Source organism: Tianxiuia mixotrophica (assembly GCF_050596425.1).
GTDB lineage: Bacteria > Bacillota > Clostridia > Peptostreptococcales > Acidaminobacteraceae.
This window is the reverse complement of the sequence record NZ_CP192292.1, coordinates 3,508,653-3,531,359: the sequence shown is the minus strand read 5'-3', so window position 1 is coordinate 3,531,359 and position 22,707 is coordinate 3,508,653. Positions and strand designations below refer to the sequence as shown.

21 protein-coding genes and 1 pseudogene are annotated in these 22,707 nt (G+C 39.5%); 16 read left to right on the top strand and 6 right to left on the bottom strand.

Annotated features, from left to right (window positions below):
* Positions 1-21 precede the first annotated feature (21 nt).
* The 11 genes from ACQ4KW_RS15605 to ACQ4KW_RS15555 all read left to right on the top strand — a co-directional run bounded on the left by ACQ4KW_RS15605 (position 22) and on the right by ACQ4KW_RS15555 (position 10,601).
* Positions 22-417, top strand: a complete 396-nt coding sequence (locus tag ACQ4KW_RS15605) for a CoA-binding protein (RefSeq protein WP_430883413.1) — start codon at positions 22-24, stop codon at positions 415-417.
* A gap of 476 nt (positions 418-893) precedes the next feature.
* Positions 894-1,643 (top strand): NAD(+) synthase, encoded by a 750-nt coding sequence (gene nadE, locus ACQ4KW_RS15600; RefSeq protein ID WP_430883412.1) that lies wholly within the window; start codon positions 894-896, stop codon positions 1,641-1,643.
* Between the two features lie 267 nt (positions 1,644-1,910).
* Positions 1,911-3,032 carry a toxic anion resistance protein gene (locus tag ACQ4KW_RS15595; protein ID WP_430883411.1) on the top strand — a complete coding sequence of 374 codons (1,122 nt, stop codon included), beginning with the start codon at positions 1,911-1,913 and terminating at the stop codon, positions 3,030-3,032.
* Between the two features lie 654 nt (positions 3,033-3,686).
* The gene (gene speD, locus ACQ4KW_RS15590; protein ID WP_430886586.1) at positions 3,687-4,106 is read left to right on the top strand and encodes an adenosylmethionine decarboxylase; all 420 of its coding nucleotides are present in this window, start codon (positions 3,687-3,689) and stop codon (positions 4,104-4,106) included.
* Between the two features lie 38 nt (positions 4,107-4,144).
* Positions 4,145-5,005 (top strand): polyamine aminopropyltransferase, encoded by an 861-nt coding sequence (gene speE / locus ACQ4KW_RS15585; protein WP_430883410.1) that lies wholly within the window; start codon positions 4,145-4,147, stop codon positions 5,003-5,005.
* 7 nt (positions 5,006-5,012) lie between these two features.
* Complete coding sequence (gene speB / locus ACQ4KW_RS15580; RefSeq protein WP_430886585.1) at positions 5,013-5,852, top strand: agmatinase; 840 nt, start codon at positions 5,013-5,015, stop codon at positions 5,850-5,852.
* Between the two features lies 1 nt (position 5,853).
* Positions 5,854-7,302, top strand: a complete 1,449-nt coding sequence (locus ACQ4KW_RS15575; protein WP_430883409.1) for an aminotransferase class I/II-fold pyridoxal phosphate-dependent enzyme — start codon at positions 5,854-5,856, stop codon at positions 7,300-7,302.
* A 264-nt stretch (positions 7,303-7,566) separates the two neighbouring features.
* The gene (locus ACQ4KW_RS15570; protein WP_430883408.1) at positions 7,567-7,962 is read left to right on the top strand and encodes an MATE family efflux transporter; all 396 of its coding nucleotides are present in this window, start codon (positions 7,567-7,569) and stop codon (positions 7,960-7,962) included.
* A complete protein-coding gene (locus tag ACQ4KW_RS15565; protein WP_430883407.1) occupies positions 7,919-8,941 on the top strand; it encodes an MATE family efflux transporter in 1,023 nt (340 codons plus the stop codon). Before ACQ4KW_RS15570 ends, ACQ4KW_RS15565 begins: the two co-directional genes overlap by 44 nt.
* A gap of 125 nt (positions 8,942-9,066) precedes the next feature.
* A complete protein-coding gene (locus ACQ4KW_RS15560) occupies positions 9,067-9,786 on the top strand; it encodes a YebC/PmpR family DNA-binding transcriptional regulator (protein WP_430883406.1) in 720 nt (239 codons plus the stop codon).
* Positions 9,787-10,166: 380 nt separating this feature from the next.
* The gene (locus ACQ4KW_RS15555; RefSeq protein WP_430883405.1) at positions 10,167-10,601 is read left to right on the top strand and encodes a hypothetical protein; all 435 of its coding nucleotides are present in this window, start codon (positions 10,167-10,169) and stop codon (positions 10,599-10,601) included.
* A gap of 62 nt (positions 10,602-10,663) precedes the next feature.
* On the opposite strand, the gene ACQ4KW_RS15550 is transcribed toward ACQ4KW_RS15555, so the two are convergent.
* From ACQ4KW_RS15550 to ACQ4KW_RS15535, 4 genes and pseudogenes are all read right to left on the bottom strand, one after another.
* On the bottom strand, positions 10,664-12,358 hold the full coding sequence (locus tag ACQ4KW_RS15550; protein ID WP_430883404.1) for a diguanylate cyclase domain-containing protein: 1,695 nt from the start codon (positions 12,356-12,358) through the stop codon (positions 10,664-10,666).
* A gap of 169 nt (positions 12,359-12,527) precedes the next feature.
* Positions 12,528-13,221, bottom strand: a pseudogene (locus ACQ4KW_RS15545) (5'-methylthioadenosine/adenosylhomocysteine nucleosidase).
* Positions 13,222-13,307: 86 nt separating this feature from the next.
* A complete protein-coding gene (locus ACQ4KW_RS15540; RefSeq protein WP_430883403.1) occupies positions 13,308-14,495 on the bottom strand; it encodes an MFS transporter in 1,188 nt (395 codons plus the stop codon).
* 169 nt (positions 14,496-14,664) lie between these two features.
* Entirely contained in the window at positions 14,665-15,144 is a 480-nt protein-coding gene (locus ACQ4KW_RS15535) for a phosphohydrolase (RefSeq protein ID WP_430883402.1), read from the bottom strand.
* 345 nt (positions 15,145-15,489) lie between these two features.
* Here ACQ4KW_RS15535 and ACQ4KW_RS15530 point away from each other — a divergent pair, with 345 nt between their 5' ends.
* The 3 genes from ACQ4KW_RS15530 to clpB all read left to right on the top strand — a co-directional run bounded on the left by ACQ4KW_RS15530 (position 15,490) and on the right by clpB (position 20,859).
* The gene (locus ACQ4KW_RS15530) at positions 15,490-16,458 is read left to right on the top strand and encodes a putative ABC transporter permease (RefSeq protein WP_430883401.1); all 969 of its coding nucleotides are present in this window, start codon (positions 15,490-15,492) and stop codon (positions 16,456-16,458) included.
* Positions 16,459-16,506: 48 nt separating this feature from the next.
* Positions 16,507-17,820, top strand: a complete 1,314-nt coding sequence (locus tag ACQ4KW_RS15525) for a diguanylate cyclase (protein ID WP_430883400.1) — start codon at positions 16,507-16,509, stop codon at positions 17,818-17,820.
* A gap of 432 nt (positions 17,821-18,252) precedes the next feature.
* Complete coding sequence (gene clpB / locus ACQ4KW_RS15520) at positions 18,253-20,859, top strand: ATP-dependent chaperone ClpB (RefSeq protein ID WP_430883399.1); 2,607 nt, start codon at positions 18,253-18,255, stop codon at positions 20,857-20,859.
* Between the two features lie 247 nt (positions 20,860-21,106).
* On the opposite strand, the gene ACQ4KW_RS15515 is transcribed toward clpB, so the two are convergent.
* Positions 21,107-21,244 (bottom strand): hypothetical protein, encoded by a 138-nt coding sequence (locus ACQ4KW_RS15515; RefSeq protein ID WP_430883398.1) that lies wholly within the window; start codon positions 21,242-21,244, stop codon positions 21,107-21,109.
* Between the two features lie 105 nt (positions 21,245-21,349).
* Between ACQ4KW_RS15515 and ACQ4KW_RS15510 the strand changes: the two genes are divergently transcribed.
* Positions 21,350-21,625: a hypothetical protein gene (locus ACQ4KW_RS15510; protein WP_430883397.1), complete on the top strand. Its 276-nt coding sequence runs from the start codon at positions 21,350-21,352 to the stop codon at positions 21,623-21,625.
* Between the two features lie 223 nt (positions 21,626-21,848).
* Positions 21,849-22,199, top strand: a complete 351-nt coding sequence (locus tag ACQ4KW_RS15505) for a CGGC domain-containing protein (protein ID WP_430883396.1) — start codon at positions 21,849-21,851, stop codon at positions 22,197-22,199.
* A gap of 159 nt (positions 22,200-22,358) precedes the next feature.
* Here the strand turns inward: ACQ4KW_RS15505 and ACQ4KW_RS15500 are convergent, their stop codons facing one another.
* The gene (locus ACQ4KW_RS15500; RefSeq protein ID WP_430883395.1) at positions 22,359-22,667 is read right to left on the bottom strand and encodes a hypothetical protein; all 309 of its coding nucleotides are present in this window, start codon (positions 22,665-22,667) and stop codon (positions 22,359-22,361) included.
* Between the last annotated feature and the right edge of the window lie 40 nt (positions 22,668-22,707).

Genomic DNA, 22,707 nt, shown 5'->3' with positions numbered 1-22,707 from the left:
AGGGGTCTAGGAGGCGATTGTATGAGCATGGAAAAAACTATAGCTAATATGTTTGAGAAGAAATCATGGGCGGTTGTTGGTGCCACACAAAACCCATCGAAGTTTGGCAATAAGATTTTTAAAAAGCTTCAAAGAAACGGCTATGACGTGACACCAATCAATCCAGTATACGATAATGTTGAAGGTGTTAAAACCTTTGAAAGTCTATCCGCCATGTCAGAAAAACCTGAATGTGTTAACGTGGTTGTTTCACCCGAACGTGCCATGAAGGCTCTGGAAGAAGCCATAGACCTAGGCATTAAGTACGTTTGGTTCCAGCCAGGTGCATTTGATGAGAAAATCATTGAAAAGGCAGAGTCTGCTGGCGTTGAAATTGTTTACCACGCTTGTGTTCTTGTTGAACTTGACAAGATTTAGCTCGGTCAGTAAAATGTAAAAAAGGCAATGGCGTCTTGTTAAGGTGACACGAATAATGTGTGGCTTGCAAGGCGCCTTTCTTTTTTGATTCTTAAATCTATATATATGGTAGAGTAAGGGCGCTTGAATGATATTTTGCAAGTTGCTCAATTATCAATGCTTTGATCTTAGATTAAGGCTTGACAGTGTTTGAAGGTGAGGATGGATTATTGAATATAAGGTGATTTAATAGTATATTGTATACATTAGATCAAGAAAGCTTTAAGCGTTTTGGTTTATAAGAGGCATCGAGATATTTGTCGATGCGTGTTTAAAATGTGCTACATATGAGTGTCTTGCAAAATAGTATGGGATGAAAGGTGCCTTGCTTGATAAATTAGTGAACTGTCTAATGGTTTAAGTATAGGGTGGAGTCCTTGTCCTTCAGTATTGATGCAGGCGCCAAACATATAAAAAATCGCTGAAAGAGGTGCGAAATGAGTAAAACTATCGACCAAAAAATTGATCATGTTGTGGACTGGCTAAGAGACCAGGTTCAGGTGTCTGGAACAAATGGAATTCTAGTGGGCTTATCTGGAGGGATTGATTCATCTGTGGTAGCCAACCTTATAAAAAGAGCCTTTCCAGAAAACAGCCTGGGTGTTATTTTACCATGCAAAAGTCATGCAAAGGACAAGGCAGATGGTCAAGCCGTGGCAGTGGCAGCGGGTCTTGAGTTTGTTGAAGTTGATCTATCAAGCACTCATGAGACATTGCTTGCAAGCATTCAAAATGCTGTGAAAGATCTGGATACAACCAACCACCAGTTAACGGATGCAAACCTAAGAGCTAGACTGCGTATGACGACTTTATATGGTATAGCCAATAACATGGGCTATCTGGTTGCGGGCACGGATAATGCCGCAGAACTCCTTACAGGATACTTCACAAAATACGGTGATGGTGGGGTTGATATTCTCCCTTTGGCGCACTTAACAAAGCGGGAAGTATTCGAGTGGGCCAAGCACCTAGGCGTGCCTCAATCTGTTATTGATAGAAAGCCAAGCGCCGGCTTGTGGGAAGGTCAAACAGATGAAGATGAAATGGGCGTGACTTATGATGCCATTGATGATTACATTGAAGGCAAGCCGGTTTCACAGGAAGACAGAACAATCATTGAGCGCATGCATGCGAGAACAGAGCATAAGCGTGTCATGCCACCAGCCCCACCTGCATTTGAGGCATAAAAGACCTTGCGCCTCATGAACCCAAAGCAGTATTACAATTGATTTTTGATCCCGGATCAGCTGACTTTAAGGCGTCAGCGTCCGGGATTTTTGTGTTTTGACGTCTATGATCTGGTCTTATATGGGTAGACAAGGGAATAGGAAGATGCACATTAAAGATAAAACTTATAAATAAAACGATTTGGTAAAAATACATGTAAATAAAGGAATGATATGGATATTCGTGTTATAATTTAGTAGAATGCTAAATTAATGGAGGGATTCGTCATGGAAAATCAAGTGATGGGTAGTGGACCGGTCGTTGTTGATAAAATGCATACCGAACTGACAGAAAAGTTTGAAACATCAAACATGTCGCAGGAAGATATGGCCAAGGTGAATGAAATTATGAGTCAGATCGATGTGAGTGATTCCCAGTATGTGCTGGAATACGGGGTGGGAATACAGTCTCAGATATCCAAGTTTGCTGATGACGTTTTAAACAAGGTCCGTGCCAAGGATAGCGGCTACGTTGGAGATATTCTTTCCAACCTCATGTTGGATGTTAAGAAGATTGATGTGGATTCCCTTTCTAGTGATAAGGGCTTTCTCAGTAAAATTCCTATTATAGGAGAAATGGTGGATGATACAAAGAAGTTTGCAACAAGGTACCAAACACTAAGCTCGGAAATAGAACGGATTATAAATGAACTTGAAAAAGCCAGACTCAACATGCTTGAAGATATTCACCTGCTGGATGATTTGTATGTTAAGAATCTAGACTATCTTCATGAGCTCAACCACTACATTGCTGCTGCCGAAATGAAAATTAGGGCCTTGCACAATGATGTTATACCTGAGCTCAAATCAAAAGCAGAGGCCTCAGGAGACCCTGTAGATGCCCAGCATCTTAATGATTTTGTAGAAAAGACCAACCGCTTTGAAAAAAAAGTTCATGATTTAAAGCTTTCAAAAATGATTACAATTCAAACTGCGCCACAAATCAGACTGATTCAGAACAATGATCAGGTGCTGGTTGAAAAAATACAAAGTTCTATACTGAATACAATTCCACTTTGGAAAAATCAAATCGTGCTTTCTATTACGATGATGCGCCAGAAGAAGGCCTTGGCAGCACAAAAGGAAGTTACAGATACGACCAATGACTTGCTTGCAAAGAATGCACAAATGCTTAAGAACAATACCATAGGCACAGCAAAGGAAATGGAACGGGGTATCGTAGATATTCAAACCCTTAAACAGGTTAATGCCGACTTGGTTTCAACCATAGAAGAGACGATTCAGATACAAAAAGAAGGGCGCCAAAGGAGAATAAGCTCTGAACAGGAGCTTACTCAACTGGAAAAAAGTTTGAAGGACAAGTTGATTGAACTTCGAACAGATGCCTAAGACGTGAAGTCCAAGATCTTAAGATAAAAGTAAAATAAGTATAGGCTAATATATGGTTTAAAACGTCTGATTATACATCTTAGATTGTATAGCAGGCGTTTTTTTATTGGGTTTTCTATAATCATCAGCCAATATGGCTAGGATAGATGGTGACTTATAGGTTTAGCAGAACTATACAGCAATAAAGTCATCTGAAAGTTTAATATAATATATAATAGGCTCAAAAGTAACAGTAAATTCAATAAAATATTTAATCATACTAAACTTGTTTGTGTGATGCGGCAGAAAATATGCTTAATGAGATAATTTTAAAAAAGTTGAGAGGTTTTTCATTTGACTGCGTGATGAATTAAATAGATTTGATAATGCGTATGAAAAAAGTTCAAAATGAATATTTGCGTAAACGTGTAATTTGAACGCATTTAGCTTATAGTAAGAAAGTGTAATAATATTTAATAATCAAACCTATTGACAATTTTAAAAATCTGAGTATATTTAGTATTGATAAACTTATAAAACAGTTTAGATAAGATTTTAAAAATGATTAGCTTAATGCAATATATAGTATAGTAATACTATACTTTTTCATACAAAAAACGCTATTGCATGTAAAATGGATTTTCTGATTTAAGAAGGGGGCAAAAACTTATGAAAATGGAGTTTTTAGGTCGACATATTCTTGTGGAGTATTACAACTGTGATGAAAATATATTAAAGGATCATAAGCTCGTAGAAGAGTATATGATTCAAGCGGCAAAAGAAGCCAAGGCCACAGTGGTCGAGAGTTGTTTTCATCATTTTAATCCATGGGGTGTTTCTGGGGCCGTTATTATTGCAGAATCTCACTTAACGATCCATACTTGGCCAGAATTTGGATATGCTGCTGTGGATCTATTCACATGTGGTGACACGATCAACCCTTGGGTTGGCTTTGACTATCTTGAAAAAATGTTCAAGTCCGAGCGTTCTGAATCTATGGAAGTTGCCCGCGGTATGACTGATAAAATCAGAAGATACTCAGGCATTGAAGGACCGATTCATTTTAAACCTATGGATGAAGAAATGGTTGGTTAAGAAGCGGGAAAATGTAAGAAAGAAGGGGTGTTTTACTCATGGAACTGTGGTATACAGAAGAGCACACGGACGCTGTCCGATTTGGTATAAAAGTTAAGGAACAATTATTTAGCGGACAAAGTCCCTTTCAAAAAATAGATGTATTTGAATCAGTGGAGTTTGGCACATTTTTCACCCTAGATGGACTCATGATGGTCAACCAAAAGGATGAGTTTGTTTATCATGATATGATTGTCCACCCTGCTATGGCATCAAATCCTGACATCAAAAATGTTTTGGTGATTGGTGGTGGTGATGGTGGTACGGTACGTGAACTCACACGATATGAGTCTATTGAAAAAATAGATATGGTTGAAATTGATAAAATGGTTGTTGATGTCTGTAAGACCTATCTGCCACAAACAGCCAGTCAACTAGAAGATGATCGTGTCACGCTCTACTATGAAGACGGTGTGGCCTTTGTCAAAGACAAGGTGTCTGTCTATGATTTAATTATAGTGGATTCAACAGATCCGATTGGACCAGGAGAGGGTCTATTCTCAACAGAATTTTATACAGACTGCTATAAGGCCCTGTCTGACAAGGGGATTCTTGTTAACCAAAACGAGAGCCCGTATTATGCCCGCGATGTTCGTGAGTTCAAGAGAGCATACGGCAAAATCTCTAAGATATTTCCAGTGTCGAAGATATATCAATTTCATATTCCGACGTATCCTTCTGGACACTGGTTGTTTGGATTTGCGTCAAAGGGCATTGATCCTCTTGAGAATGATAAGATCGACCAGTGGAATGAACTTGGTTTAGAAACCCTCTACTACAACACAGATATTCATAGAGGGGCATTCATGCTTCCAAATTTCGTTAAGAGAATGATGAAAGAAGTGACGTGTAGTGAATAAAAATGTTATGACCTATATGGGATTTGAATCAGAGTATGAAACATCAGAACTTGTTCTTTTTGGAGCGCCTTTTGATGGGACGGTTTCCTATCGTCCAGGTACAAGGTTTGCGCCTGCTGCCATGCGTGCGGAGTTTGAAGGTTTAGAAACCTACAGTCCATATTTTGATATGGATTTAGAGGCTTATTCCCTTTTTGACGGAGGCGATTTAGACTTGCCTTTTGGCTCTAAGGAACGTGCCCTTGACATGATTTATGATACGACTAAAAAAATCCTTGATGATAATAAAATCCCCCTTATGATTGGTGGGGAGCACTTAGTGTCTTATGGACCTATGAAGGCTGTGGCCGAAAAGTACGATGATCTTGCAATACTACATTTTGACGCCCATGCAGATTTACGCAGTGATTACATGGACGAAGCCTTCTCCCATGCAACAGTCATAAGACGTATTTGGGATATTGTTGGTGATGAAAAAATTTATCAGTTTGGAATCAGATCGGGGACACGAGATGAGTTTGAGTTTGCAAAGGCCCATACAGTTATGGAAAAGTTTAGCTATTCCACCCTGGCAAGCCTTGTTTCAAGTTTATCTGATCGACCTGTCTACATCACCATTGATTTAGACGTGCTTGATCCATCAGTCTTTTCAGGCACAGGGACACCTGAGCCCGGGGGTCTGACGTTCCATGAAATGATGGAGATAATAGTACAAGTGAGTGGCCTTAACATTGTGGGTGCAGATATTGTAGAGCTTTCACCACATTATGACGCTTCAGGTGTGTCTACGGCTGTAGCTTGCAAGGTGCTTAGGGAACTGACTTTTGCAATTTTAAGGGGGCGTTAAGATGCCACAAACAAGAACCCCGCTGCTCGATGCCATAAAGGGATATCATAAAGAGGGGGTCATCCCTTTCGATGTGCCTGGACACAAGCATGGAAAAGGCGTGCCTGAACTTAGGAAATTTCTTGGAGACACAGTCATGCAAGTGGACGTTAACTCTATGAAGTGTCTTGACAATCTGGGCAATCCCACAGGGGTCATTGCTGAATCAGAAGCACTCTTGGCGGATATGTATAATGCCGACAAAGCCTTTTTCTTGGTTAATGGAACCAGTGCAGGGGTGCAAGCTATGATTATGAGCCTTTGCAGCCCAGGGGACAAACTTATACTGCCTCGAAATGCGCACAAATCCGCAACCAATGGTCTTATTATGTCTGGTGCAAGGCCTATATATGTGCAGCCAGAATTCCATGAAGCTTATGGTATTGCCCTTGGTGTGGAAGTAGAATCTATAAAAAAAGCAATTTTTCATAATCCAGATGCTAAAGCAGTCTTTCTAATCAATCCAACGTACTACGGCTCTGCATCAGATTTAAAAGAAATCGTCAAGTATGCCCATAGTAAAGGCATGGCCGTTTTAGTGGATGAAGCCCACGGAGCCCATTTGCATTTTCACAGGGATTTGCCTATGAGTGCTATGGAGGCAGGAGCTGATATGGCTGCAGTAAGCCTTCATAAGACAGGTGGATCTTTGACGCAGTCGTCGGCACTATTAATGAAGGGTCATAGGGTCAGTGATAAGTATATAAGAAAAATCATTAACTTGAATCAGACCACGAGTGCATCTTATCTACTTATGGCCAGTCTTGATGTTGCGCGAAAAAATTTAGCAACACGAGGAGAACAAATGCTTGAAAGTGTTCTTGGTCACTGCCGAAAAGCAAGGAATGACATCAACCAGATTCCTGGTTTTTATGCGTTTGGCAGAGAACTTGAAGACAAGGCAGGCACTCATGCATTTGATGAAACCAAACTTGTGGTCAATGTGTCTGGACTGGGTCTGACTGGTTTTCGGGTCTATGATATTTTAAGGGATGAATACGGTATACAGATGGAGCTTGGAGACACGGGCAATATTCTAGCCATTGTGAGTCTTGGAGATTGTGATAAGAGTTTAGGGGCTTTGGTATCAGCCTTAAAGGATATATCTGCCAAGCACTATTTTGAAAAGAAAGTTAAGCAAGTGGCTCGTAAGCCTCACGAGCTGGAGCTTTCCATTTCTCCAAGGGATGCCTTCTATGCTAAAAAAGAAGTTGTGGACTTAAAGGCGGCCTCAGGAAGAATTAGTGGAGAGTCTGTCATGGCTTATCCACCAGGAATTCCTGTGGTCACACCTGGGGAACTGATTACAGATGAAGTGATTAATTATTTGGAGTTTTTAATTGCTGAAGAAACCATGTTAACAGATATGGATGACGTAAATTTACAAACCATAAAGGTTATAAAAGCATAAAGGGATTAAAGCAAAAAACTGAAATGTAAAAAATTTATCCTCGAGATGTGGTTTTATTGAAATCATGTGCTCGGGGATTTTTTATGGGGACAAAGTGGCTCTGCAATTTGAGAGTGAATCCAGGATCAGCTTGACAGGGCATAAAGCGATGACTTGGGCTGGTGGATCAAATTATTTCTAGTGCAAGGAAAATGATGGTTTTTATTGAGACTGAGTTGTATAATAGATCGTGTGGCGAAATAATGAAAAATCGGTGGTGGTTTTATGATAAAAACATTTTTTAAAGGGAACAAGGATGATCCTTTCAAAAGGGCCCTTCTTGCTGTTGGCATACCAGTTGCGCTTCAACATCTTATACAAACAGCTTTGAACTTAATTGATACAATCATGATCGGACGGGTGAGTAAAGATGCTCTAGCGGCTGTGGGCCTGGCCAACCAGGTGTTCTTTTTGATGATCCTTTTGGCTTTTGGCATTAACAGCGGTGTATCCGTTTATATTGCACAGTTTTGGGGAAAAAAGGATGTAAAAAACATTCGAAAAACAATTGGAGTAGGTTTAACGGGTGGTCTTATTGTCAGTATGTTTTTTTTTCTTAGTCAGCTTCCTCTTTCCCGTGCAAGTGCTGGAACTTTTCTTAAAAGAAACAAATGTTGTTAGGATTGGTGCAGATTATTTGCGTATAGTATCTGTCAGTTACATCTTCACAGCCATAACCCTGACCTATTCTGTGGCTTCAAGAGGGGTAGAACAGGCAAGGCTACCCATGGTTGTGAGTTCAGTTTCAATTGTTGTCAATACGGTTGGCAACTGGATATTAATATTTGGTCTTTTTGGACTCCCGGCTATGGGGGCAAAGGGCGCTGCAATTGCCACCCTTATAGCCCGTGTGTTTGAGATGCTTATGCTCCTCTTTTTCATCTATAAAACCGACAATGTTCTCGCTGCTAAAATTTCAGAGCTGACCAGTTTTAGAAAAGCTTTTGTCAAAAAAATATTTAAAACAGCCATGCCTGTACTCATAAATGAAGGCATATGGGCTCTTGGAACGGTTATGTATACCATGGCTATGGCAAAAATCAATTCTGATGCAGTGGCATCTTTCCAAGTTATGATGGCGGTGTATAGGTTTTTTGAAGTGGCCTTTATTGGTCTAGGGAATGCCTGTCAAGTGGTTATAGGCAATAGAATTGGGGCTGGTGAAGAGCATTTGGCCATGTCTTACGGTCAGAAGTTTATAAACTTAACTCTGGTGACCTGCCTGTTTACCAGTGTTTTAATTTTTATTAGTGCAGAAAATGTGGCAACGCTTTTCAATGTTCCACCAAATGTCCAGCGTGATGCGGTTTACATGATGCGCATAGTTGCCTTTTACAATTTCCCCAAGATGCTCAACCTCTTACTCATTGTTGGGATTTTGAGAGGGGGCGGGGACACAATGTTTGCCATGATTATTGAAACACTTTGTGTTTGGGGCATCGGTGTGCCGCTGGCCTTTGCTGGGGCTATGTTTTTTAAATGGCCGGCCTATATTGTGGTTGCGGCCCTTATGATGGAAGAAGTGATTAAGACATTTCTCGGTGCTTATAGATTCTATTCAAAAAAATGGGTGCGCAATGTGGTGGATCAAATCGCATAAATTTTCCCTATCTTTTTGAGAAGTAAAAAGTATGATAAAATGATTAGGCGTTTTAAAGAGAGTGTTCAGTTGAAGGCACAGTCTCACTGGATATTAAAGCTATATAGATTAAGGAGTTGAAAGTTATGGGTCGTATTGGAACGATCATAAACAGAAAAGGTAAACAAGATGCTAAAAAAGGCAAGGTGTTTACAAAAATTGGGCGTTATATTATGGTGGCCGCACGTGAAGGCGGGTCTGATCCTGAATATAATGCAGCGCTAAAAACTGCTATTGAAAAAGCGAAAGCGGCTAATATGCCGAATGATAATATTGACCGTGCTATTAAAAAAGGTGCTGGCGAACTAGAAGGTGCCGTTTTTACAGAGCTCACTTATGAAGGATACGGACCAGGTGGTGTGGCAGTGCTTGTTGAGTGCCTAACTGATAACACAAACAGAACTGCCGCTGACGTGAGAAGTTATTTCGCAAAAGGCAAGGGCAATCTAGGCACAAACGGTTGCGTGAGCTTTATGTTTGACCACAAGGGTGTTCTTGTTATAGACAAGGCTGAAGGCATGGATGAGGAAGAAATTGAAATGGCTGTCATTGAAGCGGGTGCTGAAGACTTCCAAGTGGAAGAAAACCACTTTGAAATTTACACAGCTATTGAAGACTTTGCAGCCGTTCGTGATGCCCTGTCATCAGAGGGTTACGAGTTTTCTATGGCAGAACTGCGTTACCTGCCTCAGACGATGACACAGCTAACAGATGAAGAGGACATTAAGTACATGACTAGACTGATTGACTTGATGGAAGAGAACGACGATGTACAGAACATCTACCACAACTGGGAAGAAGTTTAAAACCTGGTTTTCATCCAAGTGCTGAATGTATGTTAAAAATCGCTAGAAATAGTGATAGACTTGCATTTATATAATGTCTAGGCGATAATATTCAAAAAGCTTCTTTCGGTGATGATTATAGATCATGCGAAAGGGGCTTTTTATATGTCAGGCGCTTACAAAATTACAGATCTATACCCTTGCTATACCGTATATAGAATTTTTGATTCTTAAATATCTATATATGGTATAGCAAGGGGGATTGAATGATATTTTGCAAGTCGCTCATGTAAATATAGCTGGATAATTGACTTCAAACTTTTTATTGATGTCCCCTCTAGAGTGGTATGATTAGAGTAAATACACAGTCTCTGTGTTTCAAGAGCATGAAAGGAGACCATATGTCAACATTTGAACTTAAGATAAATGCTGAGACAGTCGATGAGGGTGTATCTCTTGTTAAGAACCGTCTTGAAAAAGACAAGGGGGGAGTGCTCGCCTTGAACACGCTCAAGGGAAAGATAGACAAGCAGGGTCATTTCAATTTGACCAGTCGGGCTAGAGGCGCTGCCTTTTCACAGTTTGAAGGCCAAGTCATTAAGCGCTCAGAGGGGGTTTTTCTGGAGGGGGATGTCCACCCAATAAGCAGCAAACTGAAGCTCTTATATGGACTGGTGGCGCTTAATGCGGTATTGGCAGGTGCAATGTTTTTATCTGGAAATCCTATATTTCAGTTGTTCGGAGTTTTTTTTCTAGTGATACCGTGGTTGAATGTGTCTGTGGCCAAGAAGGGGAATTATTTGAGGGCGTCTTTGAAGAAAATATTTCGGTCTTAGACCTGATTTTTTGACTATAATTTATGGAGACCTGTATAGTGAAAAGAAAGAATCACGAAATGCTAGTGAGCATCTCGTGATTTTTTTATTTGCTTCATTTCATTAAGATTTGTTTGAGCTTCATGAATCAAGTCATTGCTGTTCCGATCATCTCCAGGTGAAAATGATGCCAAACCAATTGCAATGGATAGACTTTCAGGACAAGATTCCACAAGCTGGTCAATATAGGGTCCCGTCTCTTTAAGGGAAACATTCAAGTTGTGAAGTGCAAAAGAAGCATTTTTTTCTGATGTGTTTGTCAGAATGACAACAAATTGGTTTTCGCTATATCGGCCTATGATATCTGTGCTCCTAAAAGTTCTTTTAAGATGACTTGCAAAGGCTTTAACCATCTCATCACCAGACTTTGTGCCGTAGGCCTCGTAGCAGAAACCATAGTTGCTAAGTTCAATAAGTGTCACTGAGAAATAAGGGGAGAGATTCATGCGCACATCACGAATAGAACTTTCTATTTCATTTAATATCTGCCCAGGCTTAAGTAGCCTTGTGAGTGGGTCACGGCTTGTGTCCCCATCAAGTGCGTCACTATCCACCAGAATGCGTTTGGTTCTCTCATTGAGATGGCCACTTATTGTTTTAAGTTCTTCTGTTCGTTCATCCAGGGTCTTTTCAAGCTGGAGGGTGTATTTCTTTATTTTTTCAATCATTTCATTGTAGGCCTTATAGACATTTTTTACGATGTCATCATCGGTTTGGGCTTGAACTGTTCGAAACTCAAGACGAGAGGCTAAGTCCATGACGTTTACAAGCTTGTCTAGGGGCTGCAAGTTGTGCTTGGCTGCCTTTGTGATGATAAAGTTGAATAGAACAAGGGCAATCAAGCTGAAGATAAGAGCTCTATAAATGACAGCATGTAGAGGGGCGTAAATGTCGCTTTTAAATGTGGTTATAGCCAGTTTCCAGTTGTTGGTATAAGGGATTTTTACATAGGTTACAATTTTTTGCACATCCAAAAGGGTGTCGTGGTATTCACCATATCCAAAGTCGCTTTGTAGCATCTCTCTACCGATGGCACTCAGTCCAGGGTAGCCGGCGTCATCTGTGTCTTGAATCATTATTTTTAATGGATATTTTGAGTTGGGATGACCAAGTACAAGACCTTCACCGTCAATGAGCCAACCGTAACTATTACCAGAGTGTTTAATTGACTTAAAATCTCCAGCCAGGGTGTCAAGACTCACAAGCCCTCCCAACAAGCCTGTGACTTCCTTTTGAGTATTTTTTATTGGCACGACAATTAGAACAGCAGGCATGTTGTCATACTGTTCAAGAAGGGGCTGGCTGATGATATGGTCTAAATGACCATGGCTTAATTGTTGAATAAAGTCTCTGTCATTGATAACACCGCTGTTTCCACTGAGGGCTTGATAATTCATATGATGGTCTGCATAAAATATATCAATAAATTCAGTGCCGGCGTTTTTTTGCATATCTTTGAGGTCTTTAAGGATAGAACTTGTCTTGGTGGTCTCTTGATTCGAGCCACTGGCTATGTATTTTAACTGGTTGATATGTTGGGATATATTTTTACCTATGCGCTGGGCAAAGAGCTCGTTGGCTGCCATTGAGTGGGCGATTGTTATCTTACTGAGAGCCTGCGTTTGATCATAGATAAATAGGAATGTGATGCTAGCAACAAATAAGACCATGAGTAGTGTGTTTGTTATTATGAATTTTCTTTGAAATGATCTTTTCATAAGACACCTCCAAAGGATCATGTATATTTCATATACCCCTATTGATAAAAAATAAAGATAATATAAATTGAAATATTTGTGAGAGGATGCCATGAGAAGGAGACAAAAATAAAAGCCGCCAATCATAGACTGGCGACATTGGGTGTTCATATATCAGATGTTCACAGTTTTACATGGCTTGAAGCATGTCTTTTAAGATGTAAACAGAGTTTTTAATGGCCATTTCCGAGAATGTGGAATAGTCCATGTGCGAGCCATTTATCGCGTTGTCAGAAATTGAACGAATAACAACAAATGGCAGCTTGTTCAAATAGCAAACTTGTCCAATGCTGGCCCCTTCCATTTCGCATGCAAATGCATCAAAGTTGGCATGGAGTTCTTGAAGCTTTTCAGACTTGGAAATAAACTGGTCTCCAGAGACAATACGACCGCTAAATGTGTTGATTGAAGAAACCTTCTCGCAAGATGATTTTGCTAGATGCACAAGCTTGTCATCACATTTGAAATCAAAGGTTTCAAGTCTTGGAATCTGACCGAGTGTGTCTCCAAAAAATGTTGTGTCCATGTCATGTTGAACAAGGTTTTCAGCAACGACAATATCACCAGGATAAATGTCCTTGTGGAGTCCACCTGCAATACCAACGTTTATGACACAATCCACATCAAAGTCATTGACTAGAATTTGTGTGCACACTGCTGCGTTTACTTTACCAATGCCACTTGTTACGATCACAATGTCTTTTCCTAAAAGCTCTCCTGAAAGGAACTCCATCTGGGCTTTAGTTTTTTTTCTTTTCCACATTCATCTCATTCTTTAGAACTTCTACCTCTTCTTGCATGGCACCAATTATACCAATTCGCATTTTGTTCAATCCTTTCTATATCCAGTTGGATGTTTGTTATATTATAAGTGTTTTAAGATTTCTTAATTTAAAGGTCTTAATGGATTTTATGATTCTAGTGATATGGTTTCAGACTGCGTTATAGACGTTCCAGATTTTATTTTAACATTGATGACCACCGCGAGTCCAAGAGAAATTAAAAGAGAAAGCGGGATCATATAAATTGTTGTGGCTGGGCCGATTATATCGTTGAGCACACCCATGAAAAAGCCGACGATCATTGATGTCAGAGAGGCTGACATTGTAGCGATCCCAGCAATTTGAGTTGCATTTTCCGAAAAAGTCTTCTGAATCACTAGTAACATCGTCGGGAAGGTGATTGCAAAAAAGAGGCCAGAAACGGACACAAGGATCAGAGCCTTTCCACCAAGTATAAGACCAGCTGTGTATAGACCCAGGGCCATACTCAATGATATAATAACGGATTTTAAATAGCCGAAGCGTTCCACAACAAGACCTCCAAGGAGGCGGCCCACTGAGAATATACCAAAGAAGAATGCCACATAGAATGAGCCTTCATTTATGTTAATTAATAAAACTTCTTTTAAATAATTGAGAAGCCAGTTGGCTGTTTGAATTTCTGCGGCCACATAAAAGCCCAGTGATGCGCAAAACAGCACAAGCATGACCTTGTTGTCAATGGGACCTTTGCTTTTGCCGCTATGTGTTGACTGGTCTTCTGGCGTCTGGACAAAGGCATAAACAATAAAGCTTAAGAGATAAAGTCCAAAATATGCAATGAAGATGTAACGCCATGATATACCTTCAAAAACCAAATAGCCTGTCACACGCTGGGTGATTGTTGAACCAGCCCCGTAGAAGAAGTGGAGTAGATTCATTAAAAGCCCAAGATAAGTGACTTTTACGAGTGGAATGAGGGTGTTAAGACCAATAGCTATAAAGGCTATACCAATGGTTATAACTACGTATCCCACCATGATATGTGTGAATGATTTTGAAAAGGATGTTATTAAAAAAGCCGTACCAGCGATGGTCATTCCAAGCATTATAATTGATTTTTGGCCCAGTTTTGAGCAAAGAATACTACCAAGATAGGTAGATGCCACGTAAGAAAGGGATCCGAGCAGTAAGAATGTACCAATTGTGGTGTCGGACACGCTGAAAATATCTTTAAAAGAAGGAATTAAAATGCCCTTGGTGCTGTCTGTAATCGCCATAATAAGCATTGAGAAAAATGTGGCGAATATCATATAATTTGTTTTAAATTTAGTCATAAAAAATGTCTCCTATATAGTCATACAGGAAACATAATACTTTGTTTTTAAATGAATTACAATGTGAAATGAAAATTTTCAGTGTCAAATGGCAAAAATAGATATGAATCAGTTTATTTGATAGTGGTTTTATGTTGAAGGGTCAGGCTGTGAGCGGATTAGATATCATTTATTTTGGATCAGTTCTCTTCTTAAAAACAGACACCAAGTATTCCGAAACAGTGACGTACTTATCAACAAGTGAAACAAGCCAGCTCTCCGCATATCTTGGGGGTTGAGGGGTGAGGGGGAACATGTGCTTTATGATAATGTCCTCTTCTATCTTGTTAAGTGTGAAATACATACGGGCATTTTTGAGCGCCTGTTTAGAGTGGGTGAACCCATGCTTTTCAAAGAGTTTTTTCTTTCGTATTTGGCCATCTTTGCGCCAGTCATATATAAAAAAGTCATGGAGAAGACCACCGCGAGCGGCTGATTTATAATCTAGTCTAAGTGTTTTTGCAAGCTTGTATGATAGTACAGAAACCTGGTAGACATGGTGATAGATGTCCTGTTTGTGGTGTCGGAGTGTTTTTAACTTTAAAAACTCAGGATGAGAGAGTATATCCTGTGTGATTTCTTTATGGTTGCTGTTGGCTTGCTTTCCCATGCACGTCCTCCTTTTATATTGATGTGGTACATATACCCTATGGATGAGGAGAATTTCAATAATCATTTATAAAGCCAAACTGGCAGTTGACGACCTTGTGATAACATGAAACACAAGTGGGATGTGACTGTATTAATTTTTGTGTATGACACTGGACCTGTTGAAATAATACAATGTCATGGATTGAAAGATTGAATGCTTAAATGCTTATTTTTCTAAATGTTTTACTTAAAAAATGGTATGAATGTATCAAGAATATATTTTTACCGGGGGTTGGTGGACATGACCGTATACAGTATGCTTTTATATTTTTTCATCTATTCATTTTTAGGGTGGTGTCTTGAAGTGATTTACACATATTTTAAAAGAGGGGAATTAATTAATAGAGGTTTTTTAAAGGCCCCTCTATGTCCTATATATGGATTTGGCATCTTGCTTATTGTGTCTTTGGTGACGGGGATTGAAAGTGTCTTGGGGATGACCAACCATATCCTAGATTTTACTTTGGTTGTCTTTGTCACAACAGGGTTAGAACTTATTACAGGTAGAAGTCTTGAGGTTTTATTTATGACAAAGTGGTGGGACTACAGTTCCAATCCTTTCAATTATAAGGGGTATATTTGCCTTAAATTTTCTCTGCTGTGGGGGCTTATTGGCATGCTTGTATTAAAGACCCTACACCCTTTGGTTATAATGACTGTCAATAAGGTTCCTTTACAGGTAGGCCTTCTTCTTGTGGTGGGGATGACCTTTATGTTTCTAGTGGATATAGCTTTCACCGTCAAGGCATTAATCGACTTTAGGAACTTGCTGTACGAACTTGAAAAAGTTATGAAGGACTACCGACAGGCTAAAGAAAAGCTGCTTACAGAGCTTGAAAACAGAATTCAGGAGCTGGAAGAGCCAGTCACAAAGTTTAGGGCTGAAATCAACAAACTGAACATAGGGGTTCATGCCTCAAAAGATAAGTTCAAGGAAGAGTTTGGAAAATTAGGAGAAGACTTGAGTGGCATTAAGAACCGCTTAAATCATCAGAAGGTGTCACTTCAAAAAAATGAGTTTTTCCCTAATGGAGCCATGCGGGACTTTCTAAACAAGCGCCTAGACTTAGAAAAAAGACTAAAGCGCCCATTTAAAACCAATATCCATGACTTGTATAACCATTTTCATAAATTAACAGGAAAATTGTCTCGTAATCGATTTATAAAATCTTTTCCGGAAATGCAGTCACATAAATTTAAAAGTCAGCTTAGAATGATTCGTGCAAAATCGAAGGAAGAAGAAAAATTGGAACATAAGCATCATGATAAATGAAGTTGAACTCGGTGAAAGAGTGTATATAGAATAACTGGAGGTTTTCTTTTGAATATTCTTCATATAGAAAGAAGCAAGTTAATACGAGAGATGATCCACGATGTTGTTGAAAAACTTGGGCATGATTATTACTGTTCAAATAGCTATAAGGATGCATTTCATATTCTTGATAATGTGGATGTGGATTTTATTGTCACGGGACTCGAATTGGCAGATTCAACAAGTGACACTTTGATGGATGATCTAATGGCATCCAGCCATAAAGATGTGCCTGTTATAGTTCTCACATCAACAGATAATATGGATATTCGTGAAAAGCTATTTGACATGGGTGTTGTGGACTATATAGTCAAAGACACGAAAACAGACTCCAAGCTGAGGACATATATTGAAACATTTCAGTCGCAAGATGAGGTGTTGCAGAGAATAAAAGAAATGTCCATTGCAGTATTAGATGACAGTCTTTTAACCACAGTCATGGTGAAAAATATTTTTGAACTCCATGGTGTGCGAAATGTGGACACCTATGAAAATGCAGAAGATCTTTTTGAATCAAATCAGAGGTATTCTATATATATTCTTGACTTAGTCCTTCCAGGTATGTCGGGGGAGGAAGTGCTTTTGAAACTGCGTCAAAAATCTAGAAACAGTGTGATCATGCTCATGTCTTCTGTTTCTAATTATAAAACAGTGTCTAATATTTTAAACTCTGGAGCAGATGATTTTATTATGAAGCCCTTTGATGCCAGTGTGTTTATGGCTCGAGTCAAAGCTCACTGTAGAAACTATATGCTCCGTAAAGAACTAGAGAAGGCCAATGAAGACCTTGCCATCGCCGCTATTACCGATGGTTTAACGAAGGTTTATAACCATAAGCACATTGTCGGTCTAGTAGAAGACCATGCGAGTCAGGCTGTGGTCAGTCAGGGGGTATTTTCTCTTCTACTTCTTGATATTGATAATTTCAAACACGTGAATGACACTTATGGCCACCAAGTTGGAGATGAGGTCTTGTTTGAATTGGCCCGTTGCATGGAACAAACGCTTAATGAGCGTGGGATAGTCGGTCGATACGGTGGTGAAGAGTTCTTAGTGGTTCTTCCTGATGTCACTTTACTAGAGGCTAAAGAGATAGGTCATGATATTCGAAAAGCAATTGAAGCTTTAAGGTTTTCTGAAGACTCTTTAAAAGTAACCATAAGCGGTGGTGGTGTCACTTTTAATGGACAAAGTCAAGATACTACAGACGCTTCCTGTCTTATAAATGAAGCCGATGAGAAATTGTATGAAGCAAAGATGAGTGGAAAAAACAAAATTCATTATAGTGAAGGACAAGTGTCTCTTCGTGAGAACAGCACATAGATCGATTAACTTTCGGTGGTCATTACCAGTGCAGACCCAGTGCACCTGAAAATGTTATAGGCATATATTAGGGGACAAGGCGTCGCTTAAGCATATCATCACGAAGACGGTGTTTGGGGCTCAAGTAGCAGGAAAGTTTATAAAACCGCTGGGAAAGGCTTAGGTGGTTTTATAAGCTTTTTTGTGATGATATTAATATATTTTTCTACAGGACACGAATTTCGTTTAGAAATAGAATGGCATTCGTGTTAATTTGACTAGGTTTATGAAAATGGGATCAATGTGACAAATATGAATGTCTTGTAAACAATTGGTGAATATAATTGAAATATAGGTACAAAGACTTGAAAAATAAGATAAAAGTGATATTCTAAAATTAAGAATTAGCACTCAACAACTTAGACTGCTAACAAAAGATGAGGTGAATATTGAATGGATATGAATAAGTTGACAAAGGGCTCTGCGGAGGGCCTAAACCGCGCTCAAATGATCGCTGATGAGTACGGGAACAGTGTGATAGATCCGGAGCATATTCTTCTTGGACTTTTAGACTCGCGAGAAGGCCTTGTATCTCAGATTATTGCGAGAATGGCAGATGGATCCAATCAAGTAATGTATGAAACCCTTGTTAAAGAAGTTACAAGTTTAATTGAGAAAAAGCCCAAGGTTGCCGGAACACAACAAGTATATTTGTCATCGGTCAGCAATAAAGTGCTCATGAAGGCTGAGAAGTTGGCACAAAAAATGAATGACCAGTACGTGAGTGTGGAGCATATATTTATGTCCCTACTGCAAAATAGCGAAGGGGCTCTAAAGGCTTTGTTCAAAAGGCTGGATATTACTGAAGATAAGGTTATGGTTATACTGAAAGATATACGAGGCAATCAAAGGGTGACATCAAGTGATCCTGAATCCACATATGATGTTCTTTCTAAGTATGGCTCTGATTTGGTTGAGCTTGCAAAGACAAATAAGCTGGATCCTGTGATTGGACGAGATGAGGAAATTAGAAGAACCATTCAGATTTTATCTCGTAAAACTAAGAATAATCCAGTTCTCATTGGTGAACCCGGGGTTGGAAAAACTGCCATTGCTGAAGGACTAGCCCACCGAATTGTTAAGGGGGATGTCCCAGAGAGTTTGAAAGAAAAACGTATATTTGCCCTTGATATGGGGGCCTTGATTGCGGGCGCAAAATTTAGAGGTGAATTTGAAGAACGCTTAAAGGCTGTTCTTGAGGAAATTAAAAAAAGTGATGGAAAGATTCTACTGTTTATTGATGAACTTCATAATATAGTGGGTGCCGGTAAAACAGAAGGGGCAATGGATGCAGGCAACATGTTAAAGCCTATGCTTGCCCGTGGAGAGCTTTTTTGCATAGGAGCAACGACCCTTTCGGAGTATAAAAAATATATTGAAAAGGACTCGGCTCTGGAAAGACGTTTCCAACCGGTAAAAGTGGATGAGCCTTCTGTGGAAAGCACAATAACGATTTTACGTGGTTTGAGGGAGCGTTATGAGCTCTACCACAAGGTCAATATTAGTGATCATGCGCTAATACAGGCGGCTATGTTATCTGACCGCTACATTGCAGATCGCTTCTTGCCTGACAAGGCGATAGACCTTGTAGACGAAGCGTGTGCGCTTATCAAAACGGAAATGGAGTCCATGCCTACTGAGATGGATGAAATATCACGACGTATTATGACAATGGAAATAGAAGAAGCTGCTCTTAAAAAGGAAAAGGATGATTTTTCAAAAACCCGTCTTGAGGCCTTGCAAAAGGATTTAGCAGAACTCAGAGACATGTTCAAGAGTAAAAAGTCAAAGTGGGACCTTGAAAAGCGGTCTGTTGATAAAATCAGTGCCCTTAAAGAGGACATTGACAAAGTCACCCATGAGATTGAGATGGCCGAGCGGTCATATGACCTTGACCGAGCGGCGGAGCTCAAGTATGGAAAGAAACCTGAACTTGAAAAAGAGTTGCAGGCCCTTTTGGATGCACCATCTTCTAATAACAATGACAGCAAGCTTATTCGTGAAACTGTTACGGCAGAGGAAATTGCAGGCATTGTGTCTAGATGGACGGGGATTCCGCTTGAAAAACTCGTGGAAGGCGAAAGGGAAAAACTCCTTCACTTAGACAAAGAGCTTCACAAGCGGGTGATTGGACAAGATGAAGCTGTTCAGAAGGTTACCGATGCAATTATTCGGTCAAGAGCAGGCATAAAAGACCCATCAAAACCGATTGGATCTTTCTTGTTCCTTGGTCCAACCGGTGTCGGAAAGACAGAACTCGCCAAATCTCTGGCAGAAGTATTATTTGACAGTGAAGCCAATATGATTCGGATTGATATGAGTGAGTACATGGAAAGACACTCTGTGGCCCGTATGATTGGTGCGCCTCCTGGATATGTAGGTTTCGAAGAAGGCGGTCAGCTGACTGAGGCTGTAAGGCGACAACCCTATAGTGTTATACTTTTTGATGAGGTTGAAAAGGCCCATCACGATGTGTTCAATGTCTTGCTTCAAGTGCTAGATGATGGACGTATCACGGATGCTCAAGGTCGTACAGTCGACTTTAAGAATACCATTATCATTATGACTTCGAATATTGGATCGGAGCTTTTGTTAAAGGATGTAGGTCAAGATGGGCTTATAAGTGAAAAAACTAAGGCTTCTATTCAGGCTTTGCTCCATGGTCACTTCAGACCGGAATTCTTGAACAGGCTGGATGAGATTGTGTTCTATACACCTTTAGCAAAACATGAAGTTAAGGATATAATTGACTTACTTGTTGTGGATATTGAGCGAAGGCTGGAAGATCGACACATCAGTCTGGAGTTGACAGAAGCTGCAAAAGATCTGATTATTGAATCATCATACGATGTTCATTTCGGCGCAAGGCCACTGAAGCGCTACCTTCAGCAAAAGTTAGAAACCATGCTTGGACGAGAAATCATTAAAGGTCACGTAAAGGATCAAGATGATCTTGTTGTTGATGTAGAGGATGGCGCGTTGAGCATTCGAATCAAGTGATTAATATCTCAAACTGTGACGATTAACACAGTGTATCGCTACGTTTTGATATAGACTAAACTTAGAAAAGGTTGTAAGTGCCTTATCGTTAATAAATGACTGACTTGACTCAAAGTCAGTCATTTATCATAATACGAGAGGCTCAGACCTAAATTTTAATGTCAATGAAAAACCACAATTTAAGGACAAGATAGTGCTAAAAATAATGTGCAAGGTTTAAAGATAGTTCGTGGGATTTAAGTAAGGCCTAAAGCCAAATGCAAAGTTTAAAGACAAAGTCAAAGTCAAGATCAAAGTCAAGATCAAAGTCAAGATCAAAGTCAAGATCAAAGTCAAGATCAAAGTCAAGATCAAAGGCAAAGTCAAATGCAAAGTCAAAAGGCAAAGTCAAAAGGCAAAGACAAAGTCAAAGACAAAAGGCCAAAGGCAAAGACAAAGGCAAAGGCAAAGACAAAGTCAAGATCAAAGTCAAAGTCAAAGTCAAAGTCAAATGCAAAGTCAATGTCAAATGCAAAGTCAAAAGGCAAAGTCAAAAGGCAAGATCAAAGATAAAGTCAAGATCAAAGATAAAGTCAAGATCAAAGTCAAAGTCAAAGGCAAAGACAAAGACAAAGACAAAGATAAAGACAAAGGCAAAGATAAAGACAAAGACAAAGATAAAGACAAAGGCAAAGATAAAGACAAAGACAAAGACAAAGGCAAAGACAAAAGCAAAAATCTAAAGCAAAAGAAAAGACAAAAGCCAGAGTTAAAGCTTAAATTCTAACATAAAAACAAATCGAAAATCAAAGATTATAGATTGAGTCTAAACTGATGACTTAGAGAATAGATATAAATCAGATTTAAAGTCATAACACAAGAGCCTAAAACTATAGGCCCTGATGCTAGACTCAATGTAAAATTCAATAGTGATTTAAGATGGACCATGCAAATCATCTTTAGATACAGGTTTTTCAACCAGTAGATAGGATCAATAACGGAGATATATAATGAAAATTGCAGTGATTGTAAATGAAGATACAGCTATGCGCTGTACGGGGGCTGGGTGCCTAAAAGCTTTCATTAATAAAGTGGATGCCTTTGGCGATTATCCTGAAGAAACTGAATTAGTTGGATTCACACATTCTGGTGGAGATTTAGAGCGAAAAATTGAACGCTTTAAGAAAAACGATGTCGATACCATTCACTTATCAAGTTGCATGCGATCAAAGCATGATGATTACGTGAGACTTGGACAGGCCCTTTCTAAAGACTTCAATGTTATTGGATACACCCATGGAGGACTAGAAGGGAAAACGCGTCCAACACTTCGGATAAAAAAGGGTGAACTGAAGTTTTGAAATGAAAAGCATCATTGATATAGACAGCCTCTTAAGATAAAACTAATTCTTAAAAGATTGCGTGTGTAAGGAGTCTATTTCAACAATAAAATACACAGAAAAGGAGCTGCTATAAATAGGATGTTTACCTATTATAGCAGCTCCTTTTGATTTTAGAAATTACGCATTTTGATCGCTATTGTTCATTTGGCTCATAAAAGCTAGGGCCATTTCAATGCCTTTTACAAGCTCCTCTTCAACGAGCTTCATACACTCTTCCGCTTTTTCTGATGTTACCGTAATTCTGCAACTGGTCTTACCAACTTCCATTTGTATAAAATCATCTGCTAAAACCTTTTGTGCAGCACCTTTAAGCATTTTTCGAGTTTCCTGGTCTTTAAGGTATTCAGCCAAATGAGGCTGACCTGTAATAACTATTCGACGCTCTTCATCAAGGGCAATTGATTTAATAAACATACTCATTTCCATATTCATTCGTCCTTTCATATGATGTGATCTAATTATGTCA

Excerpts from the sequence above, each read along its gene's own strand:
- speE (WP_430883410.1), top strand. The coding sequence starts at position 4,145 with ATGGAACTGTGGTATACAGAAGAGCACACGGACGCTGTCCGATTTGGT.
- ACQ4KW_RS15540 (WP_430883403.1), bottom strand. The coding sequence starts at position 14,495 with ATGACTAAATTTAAAACAAATTATATGATATTCGCCACATTTTTCTCA.
- ACQ4KW_RS15550 (WP_430883404.1), bottom strand. The coding sequence starts at position 12,358 with ATGAAAAGATCATTTCAAAGAAAATTCATAATAACAAACACACTACTC.
- ACQ4KW_RS15505 (WP_430883396.1), top strand. The coding sequence starts at position 21,849 with ATGAAAATTGCAGTGATTGTAAATGAAGATACAGCTATGCGCTGTACG.
- ACQ4KW_RS15575 (WP_430883409.1), top strand. The coding sequence starts at position 5,854 with ATGCCACAAACAAGAACCCCGCTGCTCGATGCCATAAAGGGATATCAT.
- ACQ4KW_RS15595 (WP_430883411.1), top strand. The coding sequence starts at position 1,911 with ATGGAAAATCAAGTGATGGGTAGTGGACCGGTCGTTGTTGATAAAATG.
- ACQ4KW_RS15535 (WP_430883402.1), bottom strand. The coding sequence starts at position 15,144 with ATGGGAAAGCAAGCCAACAGCAACCATAAAGAAATCACACAGGATATA.
- ACQ4KW_RS15560 (WP_430883406.1), top strand. The coding sequence starts at position 9,067 with ATGGGTCGTATTGGAACGATCATAAACAGAAAAGGTAAACAAGATGCT.
- ACQ4KW_RS15570 (WP_430883408.1), top strand. The coding sequence starts at position 7,567 with ATGATAAAAACATTTTTTAAAGGGAACAAGGATGATCCTTTCAAAAGG.
- ACQ4KW_RS15500 (WP_430883395.1), bottom strand. The coding sequence starts at position 22,667 with ATGGAAATGAGTATGTTTATTAAATCAATTGCCCTTGATGAAGAGCGT.
- clpB (WP_430883399.1), top strand. The coding sequence starts at position 18,253 with ATGGATATGAATAAGTTGACAAAGGGCTCTGCGGAGGGCCTAAACCGC.
- ACQ4KW_RS15510 (WP_430883397.1), top strand. The coding sequence starts at position 21,350 with ATGCAAAGTCAATGTCAAATGCAAAGTCAAAAGGCAAAGTCAAAAGGC.
- nadE (WP_430883412.1), top strand. The coding sequence starts at position 894 with ATGAGTAAAACTATCGACCAAAAAATTGATCATGTTGTGGACTGGCTA.
- ACQ4KW_RS15605 (WP_430883413.1), top strand. The coding sequence starts at position 22 with ATGAGCATGGAAAAAACTATAGCTAATATGTTTGAGAAGAAATCATGG.
- speD (WP_430886586.1), top strand. The coding sequence starts at position 3,687 with ATGGAGTTTTTAGGTCGACATATTCTTGTGGAGTATTACAACTGTGAT.
- speB (WP_430886585.1), top strand. The coding sequence starts at position 5,013 with ATGACCTATATGGGATTTGAATCAGAGTATGAAACATCAGAACTTGTT.
- ACQ4KW_RS15555 (WP_430883405.1), top strand. The coding sequence starts at position 10,167 with ATGTCAACATTTGAACTTAAGATAAATGCTGAGACAGTCGATGAGGGT.